This is a genomic window from Acidiferrimicrobium sp. IK, assembly GCF_025499425.1.
GTDB lineage: Bacteria > Actinomycetota > Acidimicrobiia > Acidimicrobiales > Palsa-688 > Acidiferrimicrobium.
The window spans coordinates 71,225-90,519 of record NZ_JAIMCB010000009.1 but is presented as its reverse complement, the minus strand read 5'-3'; the positions used below and the strand labels follow the sequence as shown (position 1 = coordinate 90,519).

21 protein-coding genes and 1 tRNA gene are annotated in these 19,295 nt (G+C 69.6%); 12 read left to right on the top strand and 10 right to left on the bottom strand.

Translation table 11 applies throughout. From position 1 onward, the window contains the following. Positions 1-27: 27 nt before the first annotated feature. Complete coding sequence (locus tag K6U06_RS15645) at positions 28-708, bottom strand: MSMEG_4193 family putative phosphomutase (protein WP_262322886.1); 681 nt, start codon at positions 706-708, stop codon at positions 28-30. On the opposite strand from K6U06_RS15645, the gene K6U06_RS15640 reads away from it, so the two are divergent. Continuing rightward, positions 707-1,420 carry a uracil-DNA glycosylase gene (locus tag K6U06_RS15640; RefSeq protein ID WP_410051055.1) on the top strand — a complete coding sequence of 238 codons (714 nt, stop codon included), beginning with the start codon at positions 707-709 and terminating at the stop codon, positions 1,418-1,420. The genes K6U06_RS15645 and K6U06_RS15640 overlap by 2 nt on opposite strands. Positions 1,421-1,479: 59 nt before the next feature. Here the strand turns inward: K6U06_RS15640 and K6U06_RS15635 are convergent, their stop codons facing one another. Continuing rightward, complete coding sequence (locus K6U06_RS15635; RefSeq protein ID WP_262322884.1) at positions 1,480-2,325, bottom strand: sensor histidine kinase; 846 nt, start codon at positions 2,323-2,325, stop codon at positions 1,480-1,482. A gap of 131 nt (positions 2,326-2,456) precedes the next feature. Between K6U06_RS15635 and K6U06_RS15630 the strand changes: the two genes are divergently transcribed. Next, entirely contained in the window at positions 2,457-3,269 is an 813-nt protein-coding gene (locus K6U06_RS15630) for a DNA-formamidopyrimidine glycosylase family protein (RefSeq protein ID WP_262322883.1), read from the top strand. A 29-nt stretch (positions 3,270-3,298) separates the two neighbouring features. Here K6U06_RS15630 and K6U06_RS15625 read toward each other — a convergent pair whose 3' ends face one another. Both K6U06_RS15625 and K6U06_RS15620 read right to left on the bottom strand, forming a co-directional pair. Next, the gene (locus K6U06_RS15625; protein ID WP_262322882.1) at positions 3,299-5,263 is read right to left on the bottom strand and encodes an MFS transporter; all 1,965 of its coding nucleotides are present in this window, start codon (positions 5,261-5,263) and stop codon (positions 3,299-3,301) included. Next, the gene (locus tag K6U06_RS15620) at positions 5,256-5,954 is read right to left on the bottom strand and encodes an LppX_LprAFG lipoprotein (RefSeq protein ID WP_262322881.1); all 699 of its coding nucleotides are present in this window, start codon (positions 5,952-5,954) and stop codon (positions 5,256-5,258) included. The genes K6U06_RS15625 and K6U06_RS15620 overlap by 8 nt, the downstream gene beginning before the upstream one ends. Positions 5,955-6,052: 98 nt before the next feature. On the opposite strand from K6U06_RS15620, the gene K6U06_RS15615 reads away from it, so the two are divergent. Then, positions 6,053-6,556 (top strand): CoxG family protein, encoded by a 504-nt coding sequence (locus tag K6U06_RS15615; RefSeq protein WP_262322880.1) that lies wholly within the window; start codon positions 6,053-6,055, stop codon positions 6,554-6,556. Here K6U06_RS15615 and K6U06_RS15610 read toward each other — a convergent pair. Together K6U06_RS15610 and K6U06_RS15605 are read right to left on the bottom strand one after the other, a co-directional pair. Next, positions 6,505-7,518 (bottom strand): hypothetical protein, encoded by a 1,014-nt coding sequence (locus K6U06_RS15610; protein WP_262322879.1) that lies wholly within the window; start codon positions 7,516-7,518, stop codon positions 6,505-6,507. The two genes, K6U06_RS15615 and K6U06_RS15610, sit on opposite strands and share 52 nt — an antisense overlap. A 143-nt stretch (positions 7,519-7,661) precedes the next feature. Beyond that, on the bottom strand, positions 7,662-9,095 hold the full coding sequence (locus tag K6U06_RS15605) for an MFS transporter (RefSeq protein ID WP_262322878.1): 1,434 nt from the start codon (positions 9,093-9,095) through the stop codon (positions 7,662-7,664). An 83-nt stretch (positions 9,096-9,178) separates the two neighbouring features. Between K6U06_RS15605 and K6U06_RS15600 the strand changes: the two genes are divergently transcribed. Next, positions 9,179-9,916, top strand: a complete 738-nt coding sequence (locus tag K6U06_RS15600) for a TetR/AcrR family transcriptional regulator (protein WP_262322877.1) — start codon at positions 9,179-9,181, stop codon at positions 9,914-9,916. Between the two features lie 59 nt (positions 9,917-9,975). Here K6U06_RS15600 and K6U06_RS15595 read toward each other — a convergent pair. Beyond that, positions 9,976-10,035 (bottom strand) — tRNA-OTHER (locus K6U06_RS15595). Positions 10,036-10,210: 175 nt separating this feature from the next. Between K6U06_RS15595 and K6U06_RS15590 the strand changes: the two genes are divergently transcribed. Then, positions 10,211-10,363 (top strand): hypothetical protein, encoded by a 153-nt coding sequence (locus K6U06_RS15590; RefSeq protein WP_262322876.1) that lies wholly within the window; start codon positions 10,211-10,213, stop codon positions 10,361-10,363. A 38-nt stretch (positions 10,364-10,401) separates the two neighbouring features. On the opposite strand, the gene K6U06_RS15585 is transcribed toward K6U06_RS15590, so the two are convergent. Both K6U06_RS15585 and K6U06_RS15580 read right to left on the bottom strand, forming a co-directional pair. Further along, a complete protein-coding gene (locus K6U06_RS15585; protein ID WP_262322875.1) occupies positions 10,402-11,010 on the bottom strand; it encodes an RES family NAD+ phosphorylase in 609 nt (202 codons plus the stop codon). After that, positions 11,007-11,660, bottom strand: a complete 654-nt coding sequence (locus tag K6U06_RS15580) for a hypothetical protein (protein ID WP_262322874.1) — start codon at positions 11,658-11,660, stop codon at positions 11,007-11,009. The genes K6U06_RS15585 and K6U06_RS15580 overlap by 4 nt, the downstream gene beginning before the upstream one ends. 190 nt (positions 11,661-11,850) lie before the next feature. Here K6U06_RS15580 and K6U06_RS15575 point away from each other — a divergent pair, with 190 nt between their 5' ends. Then, a complete protein-coding gene (locus K6U06_RS15575; RefSeq protein ID WP_316044725.1) occupies positions 11,851-12,405 on the top strand; it encodes a DinB family protein in 555 nt (184 codons plus the stop codon). A gap of 443 nt (positions 12,406-12,848) precedes the next feature. Next, positions 12,849-14,195, top strand: coding sequence for a tyrosine-type recombinase/integrase (locus K6U06_RS15570; protein ID WP_262322873.1), 1,347 nt, complete (start codon positions 12,849-12,851; stop codon positions 14,193-14,195). An 8-nt stretch (positions 14,196-14,203) separates the two neighbouring features. Here K6U06_RS15570 and K6U06_RS15565 read toward each other — a convergent pair whose 3' ends face one another. After that, a complete protein-coding gene (locus tag K6U06_RS15565) occupies positions 14,204-14,467 on the bottom strand; it encodes a helix-turn-helix domain-containing protein (protein ID WP_262322872.1) in 264 nt (87 codons plus the stop codon). A gap of 199 nt (positions 14,468-14,666) precedes the next feature. Between K6U06_RS15565 and K6U06_RS15560 the strand changes: the two genes are divergently transcribed. The 5 genes from K6U06_RS15560 to K6U06_RS15540 all read left to right on the top strand — a co-directional run bounded on the left by K6U06_RS15560 (position 14,667) and on the right by K6U06_RS15540 (position 19,196). Beyond that, positions 14,667-15,146, top strand: a complete 480-nt coding sequence (locus K6U06_RS15560) for a hypothetical protein (RefSeq protein ID WP_262322871.1) — start codon at positions 14,667-14,669, stop codon at positions 15,144-15,146. Between the two features lie 39 nt (positions 15,147-15,185). After that, on the top strand, positions 15,186-15,515 hold the full coding sequence (locus K6U06_RS15555) for a helix-turn-helix domain-containing protein (protein WP_262322870.1): 330 nt from the start codon (positions 15,186-15,188) through the stop codon (positions 15,513-15,515). 133 nt (positions 15,516-15,648) lie between these two features. Next, positions 15,649-16,389, top strand: coding sequence for a DUF5131 family protein (locus K6U06_RS15550; protein ID WP_262322869.1), 741 nt, complete (start codon positions 15,649-15,651; stop codon positions 16,387-16,389). Beyond that, entirely contained in the window at positions 16,305-17,465 is a 1,161-nt protein-coding gene (locus K6U06_RS15545; RefSeq protein ID WP_316044724.1) for a three-Cys-motif partner protein TcmP, read from the top strand. The genes K6U06_RS15550 and K6U06_RS15545 overlap by 85 nt, the downstream gene beginning before the upstream one ends. 366 nt (positions 17,466-17,831) lie before the next feature. Further along, positions 17,832-19,196, top strand: coding sequence for an SIR2 family protein (locus K6U06_RS15540; RefSeq protein WP_262322867.1), 1,365 nt, complete (start codon positions 17,832-17,834; stop codon positions 19,194-19,196). The last annotated feature ends 99 nt before the right edge of the window (positions 19,197-19,295 follow it).

Below are 19,295 nucleotides of genomic sequence, written 5' to 3'. Positions count from 1 at the left end.
CTGTCAACCTCCGGGCGGTCGAGGTCGTCACGACGGGCGCAGCTCGTCGAGCGACCGTGTCGAGTTGACCCCGAGCACGCTGGGTCCCGCCGGTCCGTAGCTCACCGCGGTAACCGAGCACGGGGAGATCACGACTCGTTGGAACAAGTCGAGGTGGGTGCCCATCGCGTCGGCCACCGCAGCCTTGATCGGATCGGCGTGGGACACCGCGACGATGGTCTCGCCGCGATGGCGGGCGCAGAGCTTCGCGACGGTGTCGGTCATTCGGGTCTGCATGCCGGCGAAGGACTCGCCCGAAGGGAACCGGAAGCCGCTGGGATAGCGCTGGACGGTGGTCCACTCGGGCAATTTCATCAGCTCCTTCAACGACCTCCCGGTCCAGTCCCCGAAGTCGCACTCGAGCAGACCCCGCTCGACGGTCACCTTCAAGCCGAGCCGGGCGGCGATGGGCTTGGCGGTCTCCCGGGTGCGCTCCAGAGGGCTGGCGTACACCGCCACGATCCCCGGACCGCTACCCGGCGCCCACGACCCCAGCCGCTCGGCCACCGCCTCGGCCTGCTCACGGCCGGCGTCGGCGAGGTGGAGGCCGGGGGCTCGGCCCGGAAGGACCTTGCCGGTGGTCGGCGTGGTCCCGTGCCGCACGAACAACACCAGCGTCGGAGGAGCCGGTTTGGCGCGGGCAGGCCGGGGTTTGGGGGATGTCGCCATGTCGGGCGGTCAACCTACCGTGTACACCGTGCCTAGATCCCAGCCGGCGGCGCTCGCCGCCCTCCGCGACGAGATCGTCGGCTGCCGGGCCTGTCCCCGGCTGGTCGCGTGGAGGGAGGAGGTGGCGTCGACCCGACGGGCGGCGTACCGCGACGAGGAGTACTGGGGCCTACCGGTCCCCGGTTTCGGCGACCCCGACGCGCGGATCCTCATCGTCGGCCTGGCGCCGGCGGCCCACGGCGGCAACCGGACCGGCCGGGTGTTCACCGGTGACCGGTCGGGCGACTGGCTCTTCGGTGCGCTGTTCCGGGCCGGGCTGGCCAACCAGGCGACCAGCGTCAGCCTCGACGACGGGCTGCGCCTCGAGGACGTGTACGTCGCCGCCGCGGTGCGCTGCGCGCCGCCCGCCAACAAGCCGACCGTCGAGGAGCGGGACCGCTGCCTGCCGTGGCTCGACCGGGAGATGGCCCTGCTCGAGCGGGTTCGGGTGGTGATCGTGCTCGGCCAGTTCGCCTACGACGTCGTCGGCCGCCGACTCGGTATCCGGCCCCGACCCCGTTTCGGCCACGGCGTGGAGGCCGCAGCGCCGGGCGGCTTGCAGGTGGTGTGCTCGTTCCACCCCAGCCAGCAGAACACCTTCACCGGGCGCCTGACCGAGCCCATGCTCGACGCCGTGATCGCCCGCGCCGCGGCTCTCGCGGGCCGCGACTGAATAGAGCGGGCGACCGCAGGGGACAGGCGAGGTGAGCGGCCCGACCCAGGACGGGGAAGTCAGGTCGTGTCGACCAGGGGCCCCGGGTCCGGCCCGGAGCGGGGCACCCGGAACCAAAACTCGGTCCCCTGATTGCCGGAGCGCAGGCCGATCTCACCGCCGTGGGCCGCCAGCAGCGCCCGGCTGAGGAACAGGCCCAGCCCGGTCCCGACCGACGTGTCGCTTCGCCGGTAGGGCTCGAACAGCTCGGACGCCTCCTGGTAGGACAGACTCCGGCCGGCGACCGACACGGTGACGGTCACCCGGGCCGGGTGGCTGCCGTCGATCGTCGCCACCACCGGCCCGCCAGCCGCCAGCCGCACTGCGTGGGCCACCACGTCGCCGATGACCTGCTCCATGCGGGCGCCGTCGGCGACGATTTCCACCTCCGCCCCCTCATCCACCTTCACGTTGCCGTCCCGGGCGGACGCCGCAATGGCGCAGATCAGCGACCGGAGCCTGACCGGGCCGACCACGAGGCGCAGCTGTCCCCGGGCGACCGCGCCCGCGTCCAGGGCATCGCTGGCGATGCGCTCCAGGTGGGCGACCTGTTTGAGGATCACCTCCATGCCTTGCTGGCGCAGCTCGGGGGTCAGCTCGTCGGAGAGCATCGTCTCGACCCACCCGCCGATGGTGGTGAGCGGGGTGCGGAACTCGTGGGCGATGAGCACCAAGAACCGGTCTCGGGCTTCGAACGACGACGGGTCGAGCCGGCCGGCTAGGCGCAACCGGCCGCCCTCGATGAACAGCTCGACCCACCGCTCGACCAGCTCTGGTTCGACCTCCAGGCCGGCCGCCACCGACTCGCTCGACGCCCCCTTGAGCACTGCCAGGACGGCTTCGGCCCGGTCGGCGGAGGCGGTCACGGCCCCCACCCGGCCGCCGCGCCCCGGTCACCCGGCCCTCGGCGGGACATGCCGACCGTCCCCATTGGATTTAGCGTACTCCTGGATGCCCACCCTGACCGTCACTGCCACCGCACAGTCAGCCACACTGCGTGCCTGAGCTGCCGGAGGTCGAGCAGTACCGGCAGCTCCTGGCCGATCACGGCCTGAACCGGCGGATCGTGGGGGTGGACGCCGAGGACGCCTGGTACCTAAAGCGGGGCCTCACCGCCGCCGACGCCCGCTCGGCGTTGATCGGGGCGTCGCTGGTGTCGGCCCGGCGGCGGGGCAAGCTGCTGCTCGCGGACCTGGAGACGACGCCCGCCGGCGGGCCGGGACCGGTCCCCCGGGCGGTCGGCTTGCACTTCGGGATGAGCGGACGGCTGCTGGTCGACGGCCGCAGCGCCATCGACCGGCTGCTGTACGCGCCCGCGGCCACCGCCGAGCGGTGGGATCGCTTCGTGGTGCGCTTCGACGACGGTGGCGATCTGCGGATGCACGATCCCCGCCGTCTCGGCGGGGTGGAGCTCGACCCCGCCGAGGCCCGCCTCGGTCCCGACGCCCTCCGAGCGACGCTCCCGGAGGTGCGCGCTGCCCTGGCGGGCGCGGCCGTGGCCCTCAAGGCTCGGCTCCTCGATCAGGCCAGGCTCGCGGGCGTCGGCAACCTGGTCGCCGACGAGCTGCTGTGGCGAAGCGCCCTGGCGCCCCAGCGACCCGCCGGCGGCCTCGACGACGACGAGGTCCGCAGGCTGCACCGCGGTCTCGGAGCGACCCTCAGGATGCTCATCCGCCGCGGCGGCTCCCACACCGGAGACCTCATGGCCGCCCGCCGGCCGGGCGGCCGATGCCCCCGGGACGGCGCCCCGCTGAGGCGCTCGACCGTCGGCGGGCGCACCACGTGGTGGTGCCCGGCGCACCAGCTCTAGCCCAGCCGCCGCCGGTCGGGGGCGACGGCTCAGGGGATCGTCTGGGCCTCGCTGGCCGGGGCGGGGGCCTTCGATGCCTCCCGCCGGACCCCGAGCAGGGCCAGCGCCAGGACCGCCCCGATGCCGGCGCAAACCGCGGCGCCGGCGAAGACGGTGTGCAGCTCTTGGAGCAGTGCGGCGTTGGTGGCCCGGTCGTAGGCGGGGCAGTGGGCCGGGTCCGCCGGGCACAGGGTCAGCGGCGTGCCGATGCGGGCTTGTGCCTCGTAGAAGCGGCGCACCCCGAGAGCGGTGAGAGCGGAGAGGCCTGCGAGCATGCCCACGCTGCGGGCCACGACGACCAGCGCGCTGGCCACGCCGTGAAGGCGGGGGGCGACCGAATCGAGCACGGCCGCGTTGACCGGGGCGATGGCCAGACCGAAACCCAAACCGCACACCGCCAGCTCGACGTCTGTGGCACCGAACCCGATGGAGCTGCCCCCGACGTGCAGCGGGGTGGAGAGCGCTGCGGTCCCCCAGCCGCTCATCGCCGCGAAGGCCAGCGCCGCCACCGTGGCGCCGCCGGCGGCGACCGCGGGCCCCCACGAGCGCCGGCGGCACAACACCCCGCCGGCGAGGGCGCCGACGGGGACGGCGACGAGGAAGCGGACCAGCACCAGCGCCGCGCCGACCTGGGAGTGCGGGTAGCGGGTCGTCCGGGCGAAGAACGGGACGTCGACGAGGGCGGCCATCAACGCCCCGCCGAGAGCCAGGTTGACCGCCATGGCCCCCCACGCGCCGCGCCGGCGGAGCGCTCCCAGCTCCAACAGCGGGTTGCGGGCCCGCCGCTGGCGCCACACGAAGGCGGCTGCGAGCACCACCGCCAGCGGCGCCAGCACCGGGGTGCTGCTGGCGGTGACCTGCTTGGTCGGGTCCGCGGTGGAGAACGAGATGACCACGCACGCCAGGAGCCCGGCGAGCAGCGCCGCTCCCGGCAGATCGGCTCCGGCCAGCACCGCAGGGAGGCGGCGCAGGTCGCAGAGCCGCCGGAAGGTGGCGGGTGCTGCCAGCTCCCACACGACAAACGCGCCGAGCGCCGCCACCCCCGCAAGGGCGACGGGCGTGGTCAGCCCGACCCACGCGCTGCCGCCGACTTCGGGGGTCCAGTACCCGCCCCAGCGGACCGAGTCGACCAGCGACGCCGGTGCCCACAGCCCCAAGCCGATGAGCCCGGCACCGCCTAGAGCCAGGACTGCGCCGACCGAGTCGGGCCGCCCGTCGCTTCCCGGGCCGTGACTGCCCGACCGCATCCCGCTCTGCTGCCCGGCTGACCGCTGCCCGGCTGACCGCTGCCCGGCTGACCGCTGCCCGGCTGCCTCCTGCCCGCCGCTCGCCTGCTGGCCGCCGGTGGCCCGCTGCCTGCCGGCACCGGCGGCGAGGAAGGCGATCCCGAGGGCGGCGGAGAGCGGGAGGTTGATCCAGAAGATCGTCCGCCAGCTGGCGGCGGTGACGATCGCTGCCCCGTAGAGCGGCCCGAGGACGCTGCCGAGCTCTTGCACCGCTCCCACCACGCCGAGCGGCAGGCCCCTCGTCTCCGGTGGCCAGCGCTCGGCGACCAGCGCCAGGGTCACCGGCACCAGGCCGCCCCCGCCGAGACCTTGGACGGCCCGCCCGGCCACCACCACCGAGAGCGAGTGCGCGGTGGCGGTCAGCAGCGAGCCGCTCCCGAAGGCCAGCAGGCACCCGACGAACACGGGCGTCCTGCCGACCAGGTCGGAGAGGCGGCCGAGCAACGGGAGCATGGCGACGTATCCGAGGAGGAAGCCGCTGACGATCGGCGTGGCCCGTTCCAGGTGGTCGATGCCGAGGCCGACCCCGGTCATGATCGACGGCAGCGCCACGACCACGACGTAGGTGTCGGCCGCGGCCAGCAGTACCGCCCCCGCGGCGAACGCCAGCTGCCACCGGGTGACCGCCCGGGCGGCGGTCATGGCCCCGGACGGACCGGGTTCATCCACCAGGAAGCGTCACGTGCACCGCTTCGCCGTAGTTGGACAGCACCACGGTGTAGGTGGACTGCGCGGCGGAGGTGAAGGGCCCTTGCAGGGTGATGCGCCGAAGCTGGTGGCTGCTCGGGACGATCGCGGCGGTGACCGCGACGGGCACGGAGCGGTTGGCGTCGGGCAGCACCGGCACCGCGCTGCCTGGCACGGTGCCCTCCACCTGGTCGACGACCTCGGAGCCGATGCGTGTCGTCGGCCCCAGGCGGGGTTGGCTGATCACCAGCAGCAGGCTGCTCAGCCCGCTGGTGGGGGAGATCAGCTGCGCCGGGTTGCCCACCCCGTAGGTCGCCGGGTTGGTCGCGGTGTAGCGCGAGGAGAACGGCAGCTTGGCGTAGAACTGGGCGCCTTTGGCGAGGATGCCGATCGACGCGGAGAACCCGGACTGCTCGACGGTGAACTGTCCCTGCATGGTGTCGGGACGGGCGATGTCGCCGCTGCCGCCGGTGATGATCGTCCCCGACCCGGTCGCGCCGGCGCTGGTCAGCACGAAGTGCACGGACGGGCTGCGGTCGAGGACCGCCTTGGCGTCGCTCAGCAGGGTCCGGGGGTTGCTCGACGCGGGCGACGCCGTCGAGCCGCCGCATCCGGCCACGGCGACGCAGGCCGCGGCGCAGAGGGTGAACACGAGTCGTCTCCGGGGCGGCATCGGACCCGACACTACCGATAGGGCCAGGCGAGGTGCGGGTGAAGCCGGCGCCGGCGGCCGAGGCGGTGGGACCGGCCGCAACGGGGTACATGGGGTGGATGGCAAGGTTCGAGTCGACCAACGTGTCGGAAGCCGACGTCCCGGCCCCGCGAGAGAAGATCTGGGACGTCGTGACCTCCCCCGACCGGCTCGCCGAGCTGACGCCGGTGATCGACCGGATCTCCGCCGACGGTGATCGCTGGTGCTGGCAGCTGAAGCCGATCGCCGCGCTGGGCGCCCGGGTCGTCCCGTCGTTCACCGAGGAGATGACCTTCGACGAGGGCCGCCGCCTGACTTACGAGCACCGCCCGCCGCCGGGGTCGCGGGAGCGGGCCGGCGCCCAGGGGACCTACACCCTCTCCGATCTCCCCGGCGGCGGCACCCATCTCTCGGTCCACCTCACCTTGCACATCGAGCTGCCGTTGCCGTCGGTGTCGCGACGCGCAGTCGAAGGGGTGATGGCCACGATGATGGCTCGCGCCGGCCAGAAGTTCGCTGAGAACCTCTATGCCTATCTAGGCGTGGACGGGCCTCCGGCGCCGGGATCACGCGGAGGCAGCTGACCTGCCGCCTCCGGCAGGGGCCAAAAGCAGGCTGCCAGGAGGATCAGGAGCGGCCCGGAATTGAGATCGGTCCCCGCACCGGTGGCGATGGCGCCGAGGTCCTCGACCAGCCAGATGACCAACCCGAGCGCGGCGGCCACCAGCACCCCGGCGCGGGCGGTGCGCCGGTCCCAAACCGACAGCCCGACCGCCGCGAACGCGACGGCCAGCCCGATCGAGATCTCGTTGCCGTGGTGGGCGGCCAGCGCGGCGAGTACCCGGTCGATCGCCTTGATCCACGCCGGCTCCCCGCGCTCGCCGCCGAGGATCAGGTCATGGACGGCCGAGGGCGCCCGATTGGTTCGCTCCAGCACGAGCAGGACGAAACCGGCCCACAGGGCGCTCCACGCCAGCCTCGAGGGACGCGCCCCGAGCGCCCCCTGCTCCGCGACCGACGCGCCGGGCTCGGCGCCCCCGGCCGGGCGCGGCCACACGAGCAGCGCGACCACGACGTAGAGCAGCACCGCTCCGGGGGCCCCCGTGAGCGGGGACGCGTTGTCGAAGATCCCACCGATGCCCTCGGCCAGCCACCACACCCCTAGGCCCCACGCGACCGACAGCCCGAGCCCGAATCGGACCAGCGGCCGGTGGAAGATCGCCAGGGCGATGACCAGCTGCACGGTGGCGAAGACGCTGTTGTAGACCGCGATGTGGTGGATCATGAGGTGCGACGCCCACAGGGTCGGGTGGGCCACGACCCACGGCGCACCGCTGGCGGTGGGTTCGATGGTGTCGGTGACGAAGGCCCGGGCGAACATGGAGGGCTGGTACTGGAGGGCGGCGTCGACTAGCCAGGCCACCCCCAGCGCCACCTGCAGCTTCCGCCGAGCGGAGGGGCGCTGCCAGGCCGCTACGACCCGGGGGAGGGTCGCGCCGCTGAGCCTGTCGGCGGACACGGTCGCCGCGGCGTGGGTTGTGTGCATGGGTCGCGTCTCCGCGGGTCAGTGGCGCCGGCGGTACCAGTACCCGAGCGATGCCGTGGCTAACTCACCGAAGCAATCGGTCATCGTCAGCCAGAACATAAGGGACTGCCCCGATGCCCGTCAGGGCGGGGCGGCCCGACCGGTCATGTGACCGTCGATTCGAGGGGTCGCTCCGGGAGCATGAACACCAGTCCGAACGTGGCTGCGATCGGGACGAGGCAGGCCCACGCGGTGAGCGCGAGGGCATGGGTGGGGACGTGGTGGGCGTAGGCGCCAAAGAACACCGTGCCGAGGGCTGCGACGCCCGCCGCGCTGGAGAACTGCTGCACCGCCTCGAGGACACCGGACGCCGAGCCGACCTCGTCCATGCTGACCCCGGCGAGCAGGAACTCGAACAGCTGCCCGGTGCTCCCGCCGAAGCCGAGCCCGATGAGCACCAGCGCCGGGGCCAGGTCCCGGATCGACGCGTGGTGCAGCCCTGACATCGTGACGGCCAAGGTGACGGTGCCGGCGGCGACCACCGCGATCCCCAGGTGCAGGACGCGCCGGCCGAGCGGCTTGACGAGCGCCAACCCGCCCGCCATCCCGGCGATCATCCCGACCACCATCGGGAGCAGGGTCAGGCCGGCCCGGATCGGCGAGAATCCTTCGCCGAGTTGGACGAAAACGGAAACGCAGAGGAGCAGCCCGGCAAAGGTCCCGAAGAACGCCAGCGCGACGAGCACGCCGCTGGTGTAGGACCGGTTGGTCAGCAGCGACGGCTGGATCAGCGGGTCGATGCCGCGACGGCGGCCCGAGAGCACGAAGCCTCCGAGCAGGACCACGCCGGCGGCGAGCATGACGAAGGTCCACGCCGGCCACCCGTCGGAGCGACCCTCGATGAGGGGGTAGATCAGGGCGGTCAGGGCCATGCCGACCAGCGCGGTGCCAAGGACGTCGAGGCCGATGCCGGGGTGGGTGACGGTGCGGGGCAGGACCCGCACCCCGCCGGCGAAGGTAGCCACGCCGATCGGGACGTTGATGAGAAACAGCAGTCGCCAGCCGGTGCCCCACAGGTTGGCCTCGATCAAGCCGCCGGCGAGGATCGGCGCCGCGAGCATCGACAGCCCCATCGTCGGACCGAAGGCGCCGAAGACCTTCGCCATCTCATCCTCCGCGAAGGATTCCTTCAGCATGCCGAAACCCTGCGGGATCATCATCGCCCCGAACGCCCCTTGCAGGACGCGCAGGCCGATCAGGACGCCCATCGACGGCGCAGCCGCGCAGGCGGCCGAGAAGAAGGTGAAGCCGGCAGAACCGACGAGGAACATCCGCCGCCGGCCGAACATGTCGCCGAGCCTGCCGCTGGTGATCAGGAGGACGGCCAGCGCCAGCGTGTACCCGGCGGGTAGCCACTGCAACGTCGACGGGCTGCCACCGAGAGCCGAACGGATGGAGGGGCCGGCAACGTTGACGATGGTGGCGTCCATCAGGTCCATGACGTTGGCCGCGAGGACGACGGCGAAGATGACCCATCGGAGCGCGACGCGACCCTCGGCCACGGCGATCGGTACGGGGGGCGATGTGCCTGCGGTCACGAATGTCTCCTCTCCGGGCTGTTACTGAGTACAGCGTTCGCAGTTATGGTGAAGACGGTACACGACTGGGTACAGTGTTCGCAATGACTTCTGTGCCCGAGGTGATCTGGAACCGCCCGGCGCGAGCGTCTCGCGGCCCCGCGCCGTCGCTCACCCGCCAGGAGATCGCGGCGGCTGCCGTCCGGCTGGCCGACGCCGAGGGCCTCGAGGACCTGTCCATGCGGGGCCTCGCAGCCGATCTCGGAGTCGGCGCCGCGTCCCTCTACCGTTACGTCGAGAGCAAAGACGAGCTGATCGAGTTGATGGCCGACGCCGTGATGGGCTCCGACATGCGGATCCGCGCCGGGCGCGACTGGCGCTCCCACCTACGGTCCTACGCCCGGGCGCTTCGGGCCATGATCCAAAAGCACCCGTGGATGGTCGTCGAGGGCGCAGGGCGCACCAGCCTCGGGCCCAACACTGCGGCGACCTTCGAGCGGGTGCTGCGCGGCCTCGACGGGCTCGGCGTCGGCATCGACGACATGCTGACGATGGTCGAGACGGTCGACGCTTTCACCCGCGGCCGAGCCCTCGAGGAGATCGGCGACCGGGACGCGATACGTCGATCGGGGCTGGACAACGACGCGTGGATGCGCCAGCAAGCCCCCTACGTCCGCGAGCTGGTCGAAAGCGGCCGGTACCCGCTGCTCAGCCGGGTGATCATCGACGCCGAAGCCCCCCACGACCCCGATCGGCTGGAGACCGCGTTTCGCCGGGGGCTGGAGCTGGTGCTCGACGGGTTGGCGTCGATGCTGCCGGAGCGACCCAACCGGGCGTCGTGAGGTCTAACGCCACCAGACCCTGACCTGCACCTATGTGCTGGTCAGGGTCCGCTTGGTGGTGGTGCCCCGGGGAGGATTCGAACCTCCGCACCGATCCATGGCCACCGGCACCCCGGGGCCGGTCGACCCGCAAATCTGCCCCGCGTCCGGAGGGCGGTCTCGATCCGCAACCTCCCATCGCCGGCCACGATGGCGCAGTTCATCGAGGCAATGCGAGCCACCAGCCGGCAAGTCGGACCTATCAGGTGATGGATCTACGACTGCCGCCACGCTGCGGCGACGACATGGCTCCGGGTGGGTGTCCCGCTCGGCGACGTAGCCAAACGGATGGGGCACAGCGTCGAGACCCTGGTGTCGACCTACACCGGCGCTCTCGAAGGTGGCGAGCCATTGGCGAACGAGCGCATCGAGGCTGCGCTTGGAGGAGCACTGCGTTCCGGGGTCTAGCTCCCGATCAGGCCGCCCGTACCGGGCTCGGCGGCTTGTCACCAGCGAGTCGGGCGGGGATCCTCCAACGCCTCGACTCGGCCCTCGCTCCTCCACTGCTCGAGGCCCTGGTGCCGGTGCCCGAACCACCGGACCACCGACGCGACCTCGCCGGGAGGTCGGCCTCGATCGGTCAGATGGCCGGAGGGCGCGTCGATGTCGTCGGTCGGCTCTGCCATGTAGGGGATGAGCAGGCGCGGCCCGAACAGGACGAGGTTGTCGGTCCCAGGCAGGGCTGCAGAGGGCACCCGCACACCGCCTGCGCCACGGTTGCGGAGCGTGTCGGCCAGACGCTGCGTGGGGCCGTAGTCGTCGCCGACCAATTCGTCGGGGGTGATGGCGTACTCGGGGCAGCGGTCGAAGCCAATGGTCAGGACGCCGTCAAGCTCGACGCGGACTGCCCACAGGTTGAGGCGGACATCGTCGGGATTACCCTCGGGGCCGACGTTGTGGCGGAGGACCTCTGCGGCCGGTCCTAGTGGGTGCAGTGCTAGGTACTGGACCGTGGCGTCGGAGGCCCGGTGAAACCGGCCGGCGCGGCTGCTCGGCGCCGCCCACCACGGGGTGTCGTAGGCGGCGTGGCGGTAGGCGGTGACCTCCACCTTCACCCGGTCATGCTGCGAGCCCCCGTCGCGGCCGCCAAGAGCTCCGGATACCGGACCGGGTCGGCCAGCAGCACTGCGGGGGGTTCGTGAAGTGTGGGGTGGGTTCGCCCGAACCACGCCAGGACGCCGGGACCGGTGAACACGTGGCGGAGCTGGTTGACGGTCTGACCGACGATTCGGACTCGGGCTTCGTCGTTCCCGGCGGGCTGCACTCCGTCGTCGGCCAGCCACCGCTGGAGCTGGCGGACCGACACCCGCAACAGCGCCGCTAGATCACCCTGCGAAGCTGAAAGGGCGTCGACGGTCGCAGCGAGGACATCCCGGACTGGGACCTCCGGCGAGAACGGCCGGTTGGAGTCGATGTCACGAAGGGCACGGCGGACGCGCTCCAGCGCCACACGAAGGTCCCGTCGCCGCAACCTCTCGTCATCATGGCGCAGCGCCTTCTCGGCCATGTAGGCCGCTGCGAACAACGACGTCGTGAGGTAGGGATCAGCGATCAGATGCATCGGCCGGTCCGCAGACAACCGGTCGCCGAGTCCGTCAACCAGCTGCTCGACCTCGGGCGGGACGACCTCCGACCGGCGCAGCGCCTCGGCGGCAATGCCAACGTCGTCGGCGAGGCCACGCCAATCAATCGCTGTCGTAGTCACGTCGCCATCATACGACGTACTTATCCCAGAGGTGAGGTTGCTTCCCTTTCTGCCACGGCCATCGCACGCCGCGACCGGAGCGCCCGCCAAGAGGCATGAACAACTGCGTGTCAGGCACCACGGTGGTTGCTGGGCGGACGGTTGGCTTCAAGCCATCGGCTGAGAGCTGACACCAGCGTGAACGACCGGCTTGGAGCGCTTGCGGAGACAGCGAGCGTCCCATTTGCTAGCAGGCACTACCCTCCCACGCATGCGGTGGGGGCCAGAAAACCCAGTCTGCGCTGAGTGCGGGTTCGACTGGGCCGTTCCGGCATCCAGCGCGATCGACATCGTGGCCGCCTGCCCCGCCACTTATGCAGCCGCGCTCGCCGGGGTCAGCCCGCGACCAGCGGCCGAAAACGGGCGGTGGTCGGCAGGCATGTACCTCTGGCATGTCGTGGACGTTCTGCACATCGGCGTGGAACGGCTCTGGACGATCACCCTCGATCCCGACACCGGCATCCCATGCTGGGACGAAAACGGCTTGGCTGCAGCTCGCAACTACTCAATGTTGTCCATCCCCGTCGGCCTGCACGCGCTGCGTCAGGCCACCGCCAACTGGGTCACCACCGCTACGACGACACCACAGGATCTGACCACCCGCCACGACCTGTTCGGCGAACTGGCAGCGATCGACATACTCCGCCGCAACGCCCACGAGGTGCAGCACCACCTCCTCGACATCACCGGTCGCAGTTTGTCGTAACGGGAACGTCTTGCGCTCGGCGCCCACCAACGCGCCGGTGTCGTAGGTCGGTGGCCACAGGGGGCCAGCCGTCGCCTCCCACCCGGCGACTCCACGCAGGCCCTCGCGTACGAGCAACTGCCGATGAGTCGCATCGGACAGCCAGGCGCTGAAGGACACCCCATTCCCGGCGGCAGCAGCTTCTGCAGCCACCGCGATTTCGGCGTCGATGGAAACGGACCGTTTCACTACAGAAGACCCTGACCTGCACGTGGTGCTGGTCAGGGCCTCATTCCATGGTGCCCCCGGGAGGATTCGAACCTCCGCAACCGGCTCCGGAGGCCGGTGTCCTTAATTTACAAAAGCCCAGGTGATAGGCGGTATCATCAAGCATGAGTGCAGTTCCTCCCGCGTCCCTCCCGCGAAGCGTGGTACCTAGCGGGCGACCCCTGGCAGATGTCGCCGTGTGGTCCATCCAGCACCGCTCCGGCGACCGCCACAAGAAGCCGCACATCGTCCGCTGGAAGCTGAACGGACGCTTCTTCGCCCGCTCCTACCGCACCAAGGGCGAAGCCGAGCGGTTCCGCACGGCCCTGCTGGTGGCCGTGCAGCATGGCGAGCCGTTCGATGCGGCGACGGGCGAGCCGATGTCCTGGCAGCCGGCACCCGACGAGATCCAGGTTCATCAGTGGGCTCGGCGGTGGCTGGCGGAGCAGTGGCCGGAGTGGGCACCGCGCACCCGAGTCTCGGCTGTCGAAGCTATCGCCCGCCTGGTACCCCTCCTAGTCGCTCCGATGGCACCGCCGCCCCCGGCCACGCTGCGCGCTCACCTTGCGTCGTCGCTGGCGCCGGACGGTCCTCGGGTCGACGACGCAGCAGGACGATGGTTGGAGCAGTGGAGCCTCCAACTCGGACAGCTCACCCGGCCAATGCTCGCGGGGATAGATGTGGACGGTGGTCTGGGCGTGAGCGTCGTAGGGAAACCTCTCGCCCCGTCCACGTCGGCCCGGTACCGGAAGGTGTCCAAAGCCTGCATCCAGCGAGCGGTGGACGTGGGGATCATTCCCGCCGATCCGTGGCCGCCCGCGCCCCGAGGCCGATCCAAGCGAAAGGCAACCCGGGTCAAGAAAGCGGTAGCGGTCCGCAACTTGCCCGACCCGCCCGCGATGGCGCGCATCCTCGATGCCATCGTCAGCCACCAGCCCGGGAGCCGCAAGTACCGGGTTATGACCGCCGTCGCTTACTACGCCGGACTTCGTCCGTCCGAAGTCGTCATGCTGCGCGCTCACGCACTCGAGCTCCCGAAAAGAGGATGGGGTCGCCTGCACGTAACGGAGGCAGACGTCTCCTTCGACGAGCCGGGGGAACCGAAGACGGGACCCCGGACGGTGCCGATCCCACCCGAGTTGGTCGGCCTGCTTCGAGCATGGATAGACGACAGCGGTTTCTCCGGCGACGACTTACTCTTCCGGACCCGCACCGGTGCGCCTCCGACGCGATCGAACTGGGCCCGGACCCTGCACAGGGCGCAGCGGGAATGCGGCTGCCCAGAACTGCGCGTCTACGACTGCCGGCACGCCGCAGCGACAACCTGGCTGCGAGCCGGGGTCCCCCTCGGCGAGGTCGCGAAGCGCATGGGCCACAGTGTCGAGACGCTGGTCTCGACCTACGCCGGCGTCTTGGAGGGCGACGAAGCGCTCGGCAACAAGCGGATCAGCGCCGCGCTGGCCGGGCCCAAGAAGGGGCCGAAGCGTCGTGCCGCTCCCAGGCGTGAGAGCGGCCAAGCGGCAACCGCAGGCGACGCTGCGTGACCCGACGGTCAGTGTCGGGCGGGTGGACGGCTGCGAGGAAGGGCCGCAGCGGGTACCGGCATCGTGATTGCCGCGTTGGCATTGTCCTCAAGCCAACGGCGAACTTGTTCGGGGTCGAACCGCACGAAGTGACCGACCTTGACATAGGGGATGCGCCGCTCATTGACGAGGCGACGGAGATGGCGGACGCTGTCGTTGAGCCAAGTGCTCAGCTCCTGATAATCGAGCAGCTTGGCCGGATTGGCGGCGGTTGGTTGGGCGATGATGGTCACTGGATCTCCCGGGTCGGTCGGTGTTGAAGCTCACCTGGTACCGGGCAGGCTGAAGCCTGTTGGTTGGAGGAACGATGCCGAAAGGAACTCTTCGGCTACCTCTCGCTCGCCGTTGGGGTTGCCGCGTCCGGATACGGTGCTCGTGATGCCGGGCGCCGCGCACCCACCGAGAGACCCAACGGCGCCGTGGAAGCTGGAGGTGTTTGCGACCGACGATGGGGCTGAGCCCTTTACGACGTTTGCTGACAACCTCGACGACTTCACCTGGGCGGCCCTTGATGCTGCGCTGAGGGCCGTTCTTGCCCCTCGAGGCCTCGACCTCGTGCGGACCGAGTGGCTCAAGCCTCTTGGAACCGGGCTCCACGAGTTCCGTGTCCGACATGATGCTGCGGAGATCGAGCAAATGTTCGGCGGGGTCGACGCCGACGAGGCGGCCAACGCGATCAGCCCTCCCCGGGCGATCCTGCTACGCGTCTTCGTGCACTTCTACGGAGACAAGGTCGTCCTCCTGCTCTCCGGTTACGACAAGGCCAAGGACCCCTCGGCGAAACGCCAAGAACGCGATATCACTCAGGCCCGGAAGTACCTCACGGCCTGGAACGAGCAGCAGAAGCGCAGACAGAAGGCCGCGGGCCGGGGACGCGCGGGCGGGGACAGCACTCGACGCTCTCGACACTGACGGGAATGCCCCGACGACAGCGCCAGCCTTGACATCAGTATGGGACGTACCCCATACTGGGTGCTGGAGGAGATGATGATGAGCCGTAGTTACGAGGACGCAACCGTCGAACGCCGGAGCCGTCTGTCGGGTGCCGCTCAGGCCCAACAGGCAGTCTTCGAGCGGGTCTACAGCATCGCCGGGCAGGTCACCGCACTCCGGGAGCGCCGGGGGCTAACCCAGGGGGACCTGGCTGAGCGTACCGGGATCAACCAGGGCGACATCAGCCGCATCGAGCGCGGCTCGGCCAATCCGACCGAGCGGACCCTCGCTCGTATTGGTGACGCCTTGGGGGCGGAGCTCCGGTTCGTCGAACGCTCCCCGAGCTGATCCACTTCACCGTCAGCACCGGCACTGGCCGGAGCGAGACGACGATGTCGGGCTGGGTCGGACCTGACGGTCGATGACAGCGCCCGATAGGGTTAGCCGGGGCGGAGACCCTTGAAGGAAGGTGTCCGCGCTCATGGCCGAGTCTGCAATCGAGTGGACTGAGCTGACCTGGAACCCGACGACCGGATGCGACCGGACGTCTCCAGGATGCGACCACTGTTATGCCCTGACTCTGGCGAAGCGTCTGAAGGCGATGGGTCAGGAGAAGTACCAGGCGGACGGGGACCCACGGACCAGTGGACCGGGATTCGGGCTCACCCTTCACCCCGAGACCCTCGGGCTGCCGCACTCGTGGGCTCGCCCGCGGGTCGTATTCGTGAACTCGATGTCCGACCTCTTCCACGAGCGGGTCACGGACGACTACATCCGGCGGGTGTTCGAGGTCATGGCTGCAACTCCCCGCCATACCTACCAAGTGCTCACGAAGCGGTCGAAACGCCTGGCCAATTTGGCCGATTCGCTCGACTGGCCGCCGAACGTGTGGATGGGCGTATCGGTGGAGTCACAGAGCTACGCCTTCAGGGTCAACCATCTCCGGTCGGTCGGATCCGCCGTCAGGTTCGTATCGGCCGAGCCGCTGATCGGCCCAGTCGAACTCGACCTCGACGGGATCGACTGGTTGATCGCTGGTGGAGAATCCGGTCACGGCGCTCGACCGTTGTCGACGACCTGGGCGAGAGCGCTGCGGGACGCGTGCGCCGAGGCGAGGACGGCTTTCTTCTTCAAGCAATGGGGCGGTCACACCCCCAAGTCGGGCGGGAGGGAGCTGGACGGCAGGACGTGGGACGAAATGCCTGTTGCCTTGGCCGTGTGATGGCCCTGCCCTCGGAGGTTCTGTGGAATCGAGACCCACACACCGAGGCGAAGCACGCCATGCTCGCCGAATACCTCAAGGCGTGGTTTCCGATCATGGCGTCGAGCTGGGCGAGCACAGGCATTACCTACGTCGACGCGTTCGCCGGTCCGGGTGAGTACACCGACGGTGGCTGGGGGTCGCCGGTCATAGCGCTTCGAGCGGCGACCGCACCCGGCGTGTCCGGTCATGAGACGGAGCTTCGGATGGTCTTCATCGAGGAGCGCGCCGACCGACTCGACCACCTGACGGGCCTGATCGAGCGCTGCCAGCTCAGTAGTCACCGGACCAAGCTCACCACCGTAAACGCCCGCTGCCAGGAGTCACTCCTGCCGGTGCTCGAAGCGGCAGGGGCATGGGGTGGCCCGATGTTCGTCAACCTCGACGGCTGGGGCGTCGACACGCCATACGCGATCGTGGAGCGGGTCGGGAAGAATCGGTCCAGCGAGGTTTTGGTCACCGTCCAGACTCAATGGTTCACTCGGTTCGCGTCACTCGACGACGTCACAGCCGGCGATCTCGTCTTCGGGAGCACGGATTGGCGGGCCGTGGCCGACCTGCCGACCGAGTCGAAGAAGTCGTTCCTCGTCAGCCACTATCTGGCCCGGCTCGCTGACGCGGGGTTCCCGCACACACTCACCTTCGAGATGGTCGACGAGGGCGGCCACGAGCTGCTGCTCGTGTTCGGCACCACGAGCTCCCTTGGCGTCGACAAGATGAAGAACGCCATGTGGTCGGTCGACAAGGTGAACGGCCAGCGATTTCGCGATCCTCGCGACGTGAACCAACTCTCCTTCGAGGTAGTGAACAACAACCCCGACCTGACCCTCCTGCGACGGCAGATCATGGATCTCCTGGACGGGGGAGAGCGATCTCTGGCAGCCCTGAAGGACCACGCACTCCTCCAAACGGTGTTTAAGAAGACACACGTAGACCCAGCCGTGCGCCAGCTGGCTGACGAGGGGCGGGTGGAGCGGACCAGCGCGAAGAGCCACGAAGGCGTGGTCGTGCGGTTGGCTCCCGTCGCCCTGTTCTGATCGCAAGGTTGACATCATCGACCGCCGAGCGTGGACCCTGGGGTGGAACGACCTTTCGGATCCGTCGCAGGTACCGGAGCGACACTCGGCGGTGACGGCAAGGATCTTTTGCCTATCGTGCTTGGCGTGAGGCGCGTGAGCGTCGACCAGTCGGCTGCGGGAACCGTCAGGTGTGGCACGCGAACGAAGGATGGGGAGTTCTCGTCCCGCCGAGTGTCAAGGGGACGGTCTTCGCTCAACTTCTCCGGCGTCGAGATGCCCGGCTACCGGGAGCTGGCCGACGGTCAGGCAATCTCGTTCCGGTCCGTGATGCCCGGCAACCTGGGTGCGGGTCGACCCGACGGAGCGGCGGTACCGTCACGGTTGATGACGAAACGAGTGTTCATCCTCGGTGCTGGGTTCTCGGTGGCGTTTTCGTCGCGTATGCCGATCACCGACGAGTTGGGGGAGCTGGCGGTTGCTCGCCTCCCTACGACGACGGTGCGAGTGCCGATGACTTTCGTGGGGGGCACATTCGAGGAGTGGTTGTCACGCTTGGCCGAGGACCAGCCGGACTTGGATGAAGCGGAGAACTTCCAGCAACGGGCGGTCTTCGCTCAGCTCTCCCGGGCGATTGGCGACGTGGTGGAGGAGCGGCAACGTGAGGTGTGGTGGTCAACCCCGCCGGCTATAGGGATATTGCTCAGGTTCGTTGCTGTGATGCACGCGTGGCGATCGACGGTGGTGTCGTTCAACTACGACACCTTGGTCGAGCAGGCGGTCGATGAGCATTGTCTCTGGGACTGGGAGGCGAACCGCCGAGCAGAGCACTCCGACGCCCTCGACCACATGCCGATGCGTCCGGCTGCGAACATGCGCTGGGCAGAATCGCACGAGGAGACCTTCCGGCTCCTGAAGCTTCATGGCTCCCTGAACTGGTGGTGGGTGCCGGGAGACTCGACGGGTGGCACGATCAATCGTTGGGTCACAACCGGAATCGAGCGGCCCGAGCCCAAGGGACTCGCTGAGCGAGAGCGAGAGCTGCCCGGGCGATCTCGCTTCATCGTTCCGCCGAACGCGTTGAAGTCAGCCTTCTATGCCAACCCGCTGACCCGAGAACTGTGGCGGCGGGCAGCGCAGGCGGTTGAGTCCGCCGACGAGGTGTACTTGGTCGGCTACAGCCTCCCGCGTACCGACATGGTGACAGTCGGAATGCTCCGCGAGCGGTTGACGCCGGAGACGAGGCTCGTTGTGGTCAACCCGCGCCCCGAAGATGTGTGCAGGCAGCTGGAGCATCTTGGGGTTCAGGCAGCCAGCATCGAGACGATCACGGGGGGTGACTGCGTCGGCCTACTCGTGGACCGACTGGAGCGAGCAGTGTCGGCTGACTTGGCCGAAGAACTGGCGGCTACCAAGCCAGTCGACGGCGCGTATGTGGCTGTCTCGTGGGGGACGGACGTCACGGCAGCGGTTACCGACATTACGACGGAGAACGGCATCCTGGTGCTGGGTTGCACGCTGCCCGGCCCGTCCTTCGACACGCCGGCGAACTCAGGCGGACCACAACCGAAGGCTGACCTCGAGCTGATTGCGGCCGTACGCGCAACGAAGCCCAGCATGGTTGTCGCCCGGTTCCCTAACGGGCGCCAGGTCGTCCTGGCTCAGACCGGGATACTTCATGAGGCTTCGGGCCGGTCGCTGACCTGGCGGGCACTCAACCCGTCCGTCCCCAGGAGCCATCTGCCCGACTAGGTGGCGCCGGTTCCTGGCTGGCACAGGACGGTCGACGCGTCGGTCCTTCGTTTGCGTCGGAAGCCTTCAGCAAGCCTGACTGTCGGAAACCGACGTGTG

What these genes read in the sequence shown, in the direction of transcription:
- K6U06_RS15600 (WP_262322877.1), top strand. Translation starts at nt 9,179, where the DNA reads ATGACTTCTGTGCCCGAGGTGATCTGGAACCGCCCGGCGCGAGCGTCT.
- K6U06_RS15550 (WP_262322869.1), top strand. Translation starts at nt 15,649, where the DNA reads ATGGCCGAGTCTGCAATCGAGTGGACTGAGCTGACCTGGAACCCGACG.
- K6U06_RS15545 (WP_316044724.1), top strand. Translation starts at nt 16,305, where the DNA reads ATGGGGCGGTCACACCCCCAAGTCGGGCGGGAGGGAGCTGGACGGCAG.
- K6U06_RS15540 (WP_262322867.1), top strand. Translation starts at nt 17,832, where the DNA reads ATGACGAAACGAGTGTTCATCCTCGGTGCTGGGTTCTCGGTGGCGTTT.
- K6U06_RS15555 (WP_262322870.1), top strand. Translation starts at nt 15,186, where the DNA reads ATGGGACGTACCCCATACTGGGTGCTGGAGGAGATGATGATGAGCCGT.
- K6U06_RS15645 (WP_262322886.1), bottom strand. Translation starts at nt 708, where the DNA reads ATGGCGACATCCCCCAAACCCCGGCCTGCCCGCGCCAAACCGGCTCCT.
- K6U06_RS15640 (WP_410051055.1), top strand. Translation starts at nt 707, where the DNA reads ATGTCGGGCGGTCAACCTACCGTGTACACCGTGCCTAGATCCCAGCCG.
- K6U06_RS15620 (WP_262322881.1), bottom strand. Translation starts at nt 5,954, where the DNA reads ATGCCGCCCCGGAGACGACTCGTGTTCACCCTCTGCGCCGCGGCCTGC.
- K6U06_RS15615 (WP_262322880.1), top strand. Translation starts at nt 6,053, where the DNA reads ATGGCAAGGTTCGAGTCGACCAACGTGTCGGAAGCCGACGTCCCGGCC.
- K6U06_RS15610 (WP_262322879.1), bottom strand. Translation starts at nt 7,518, where the DNA reads ATGCACACAACCCACGCCGCGGCGACCGTGTCCGCCGACAGGCTCAGC.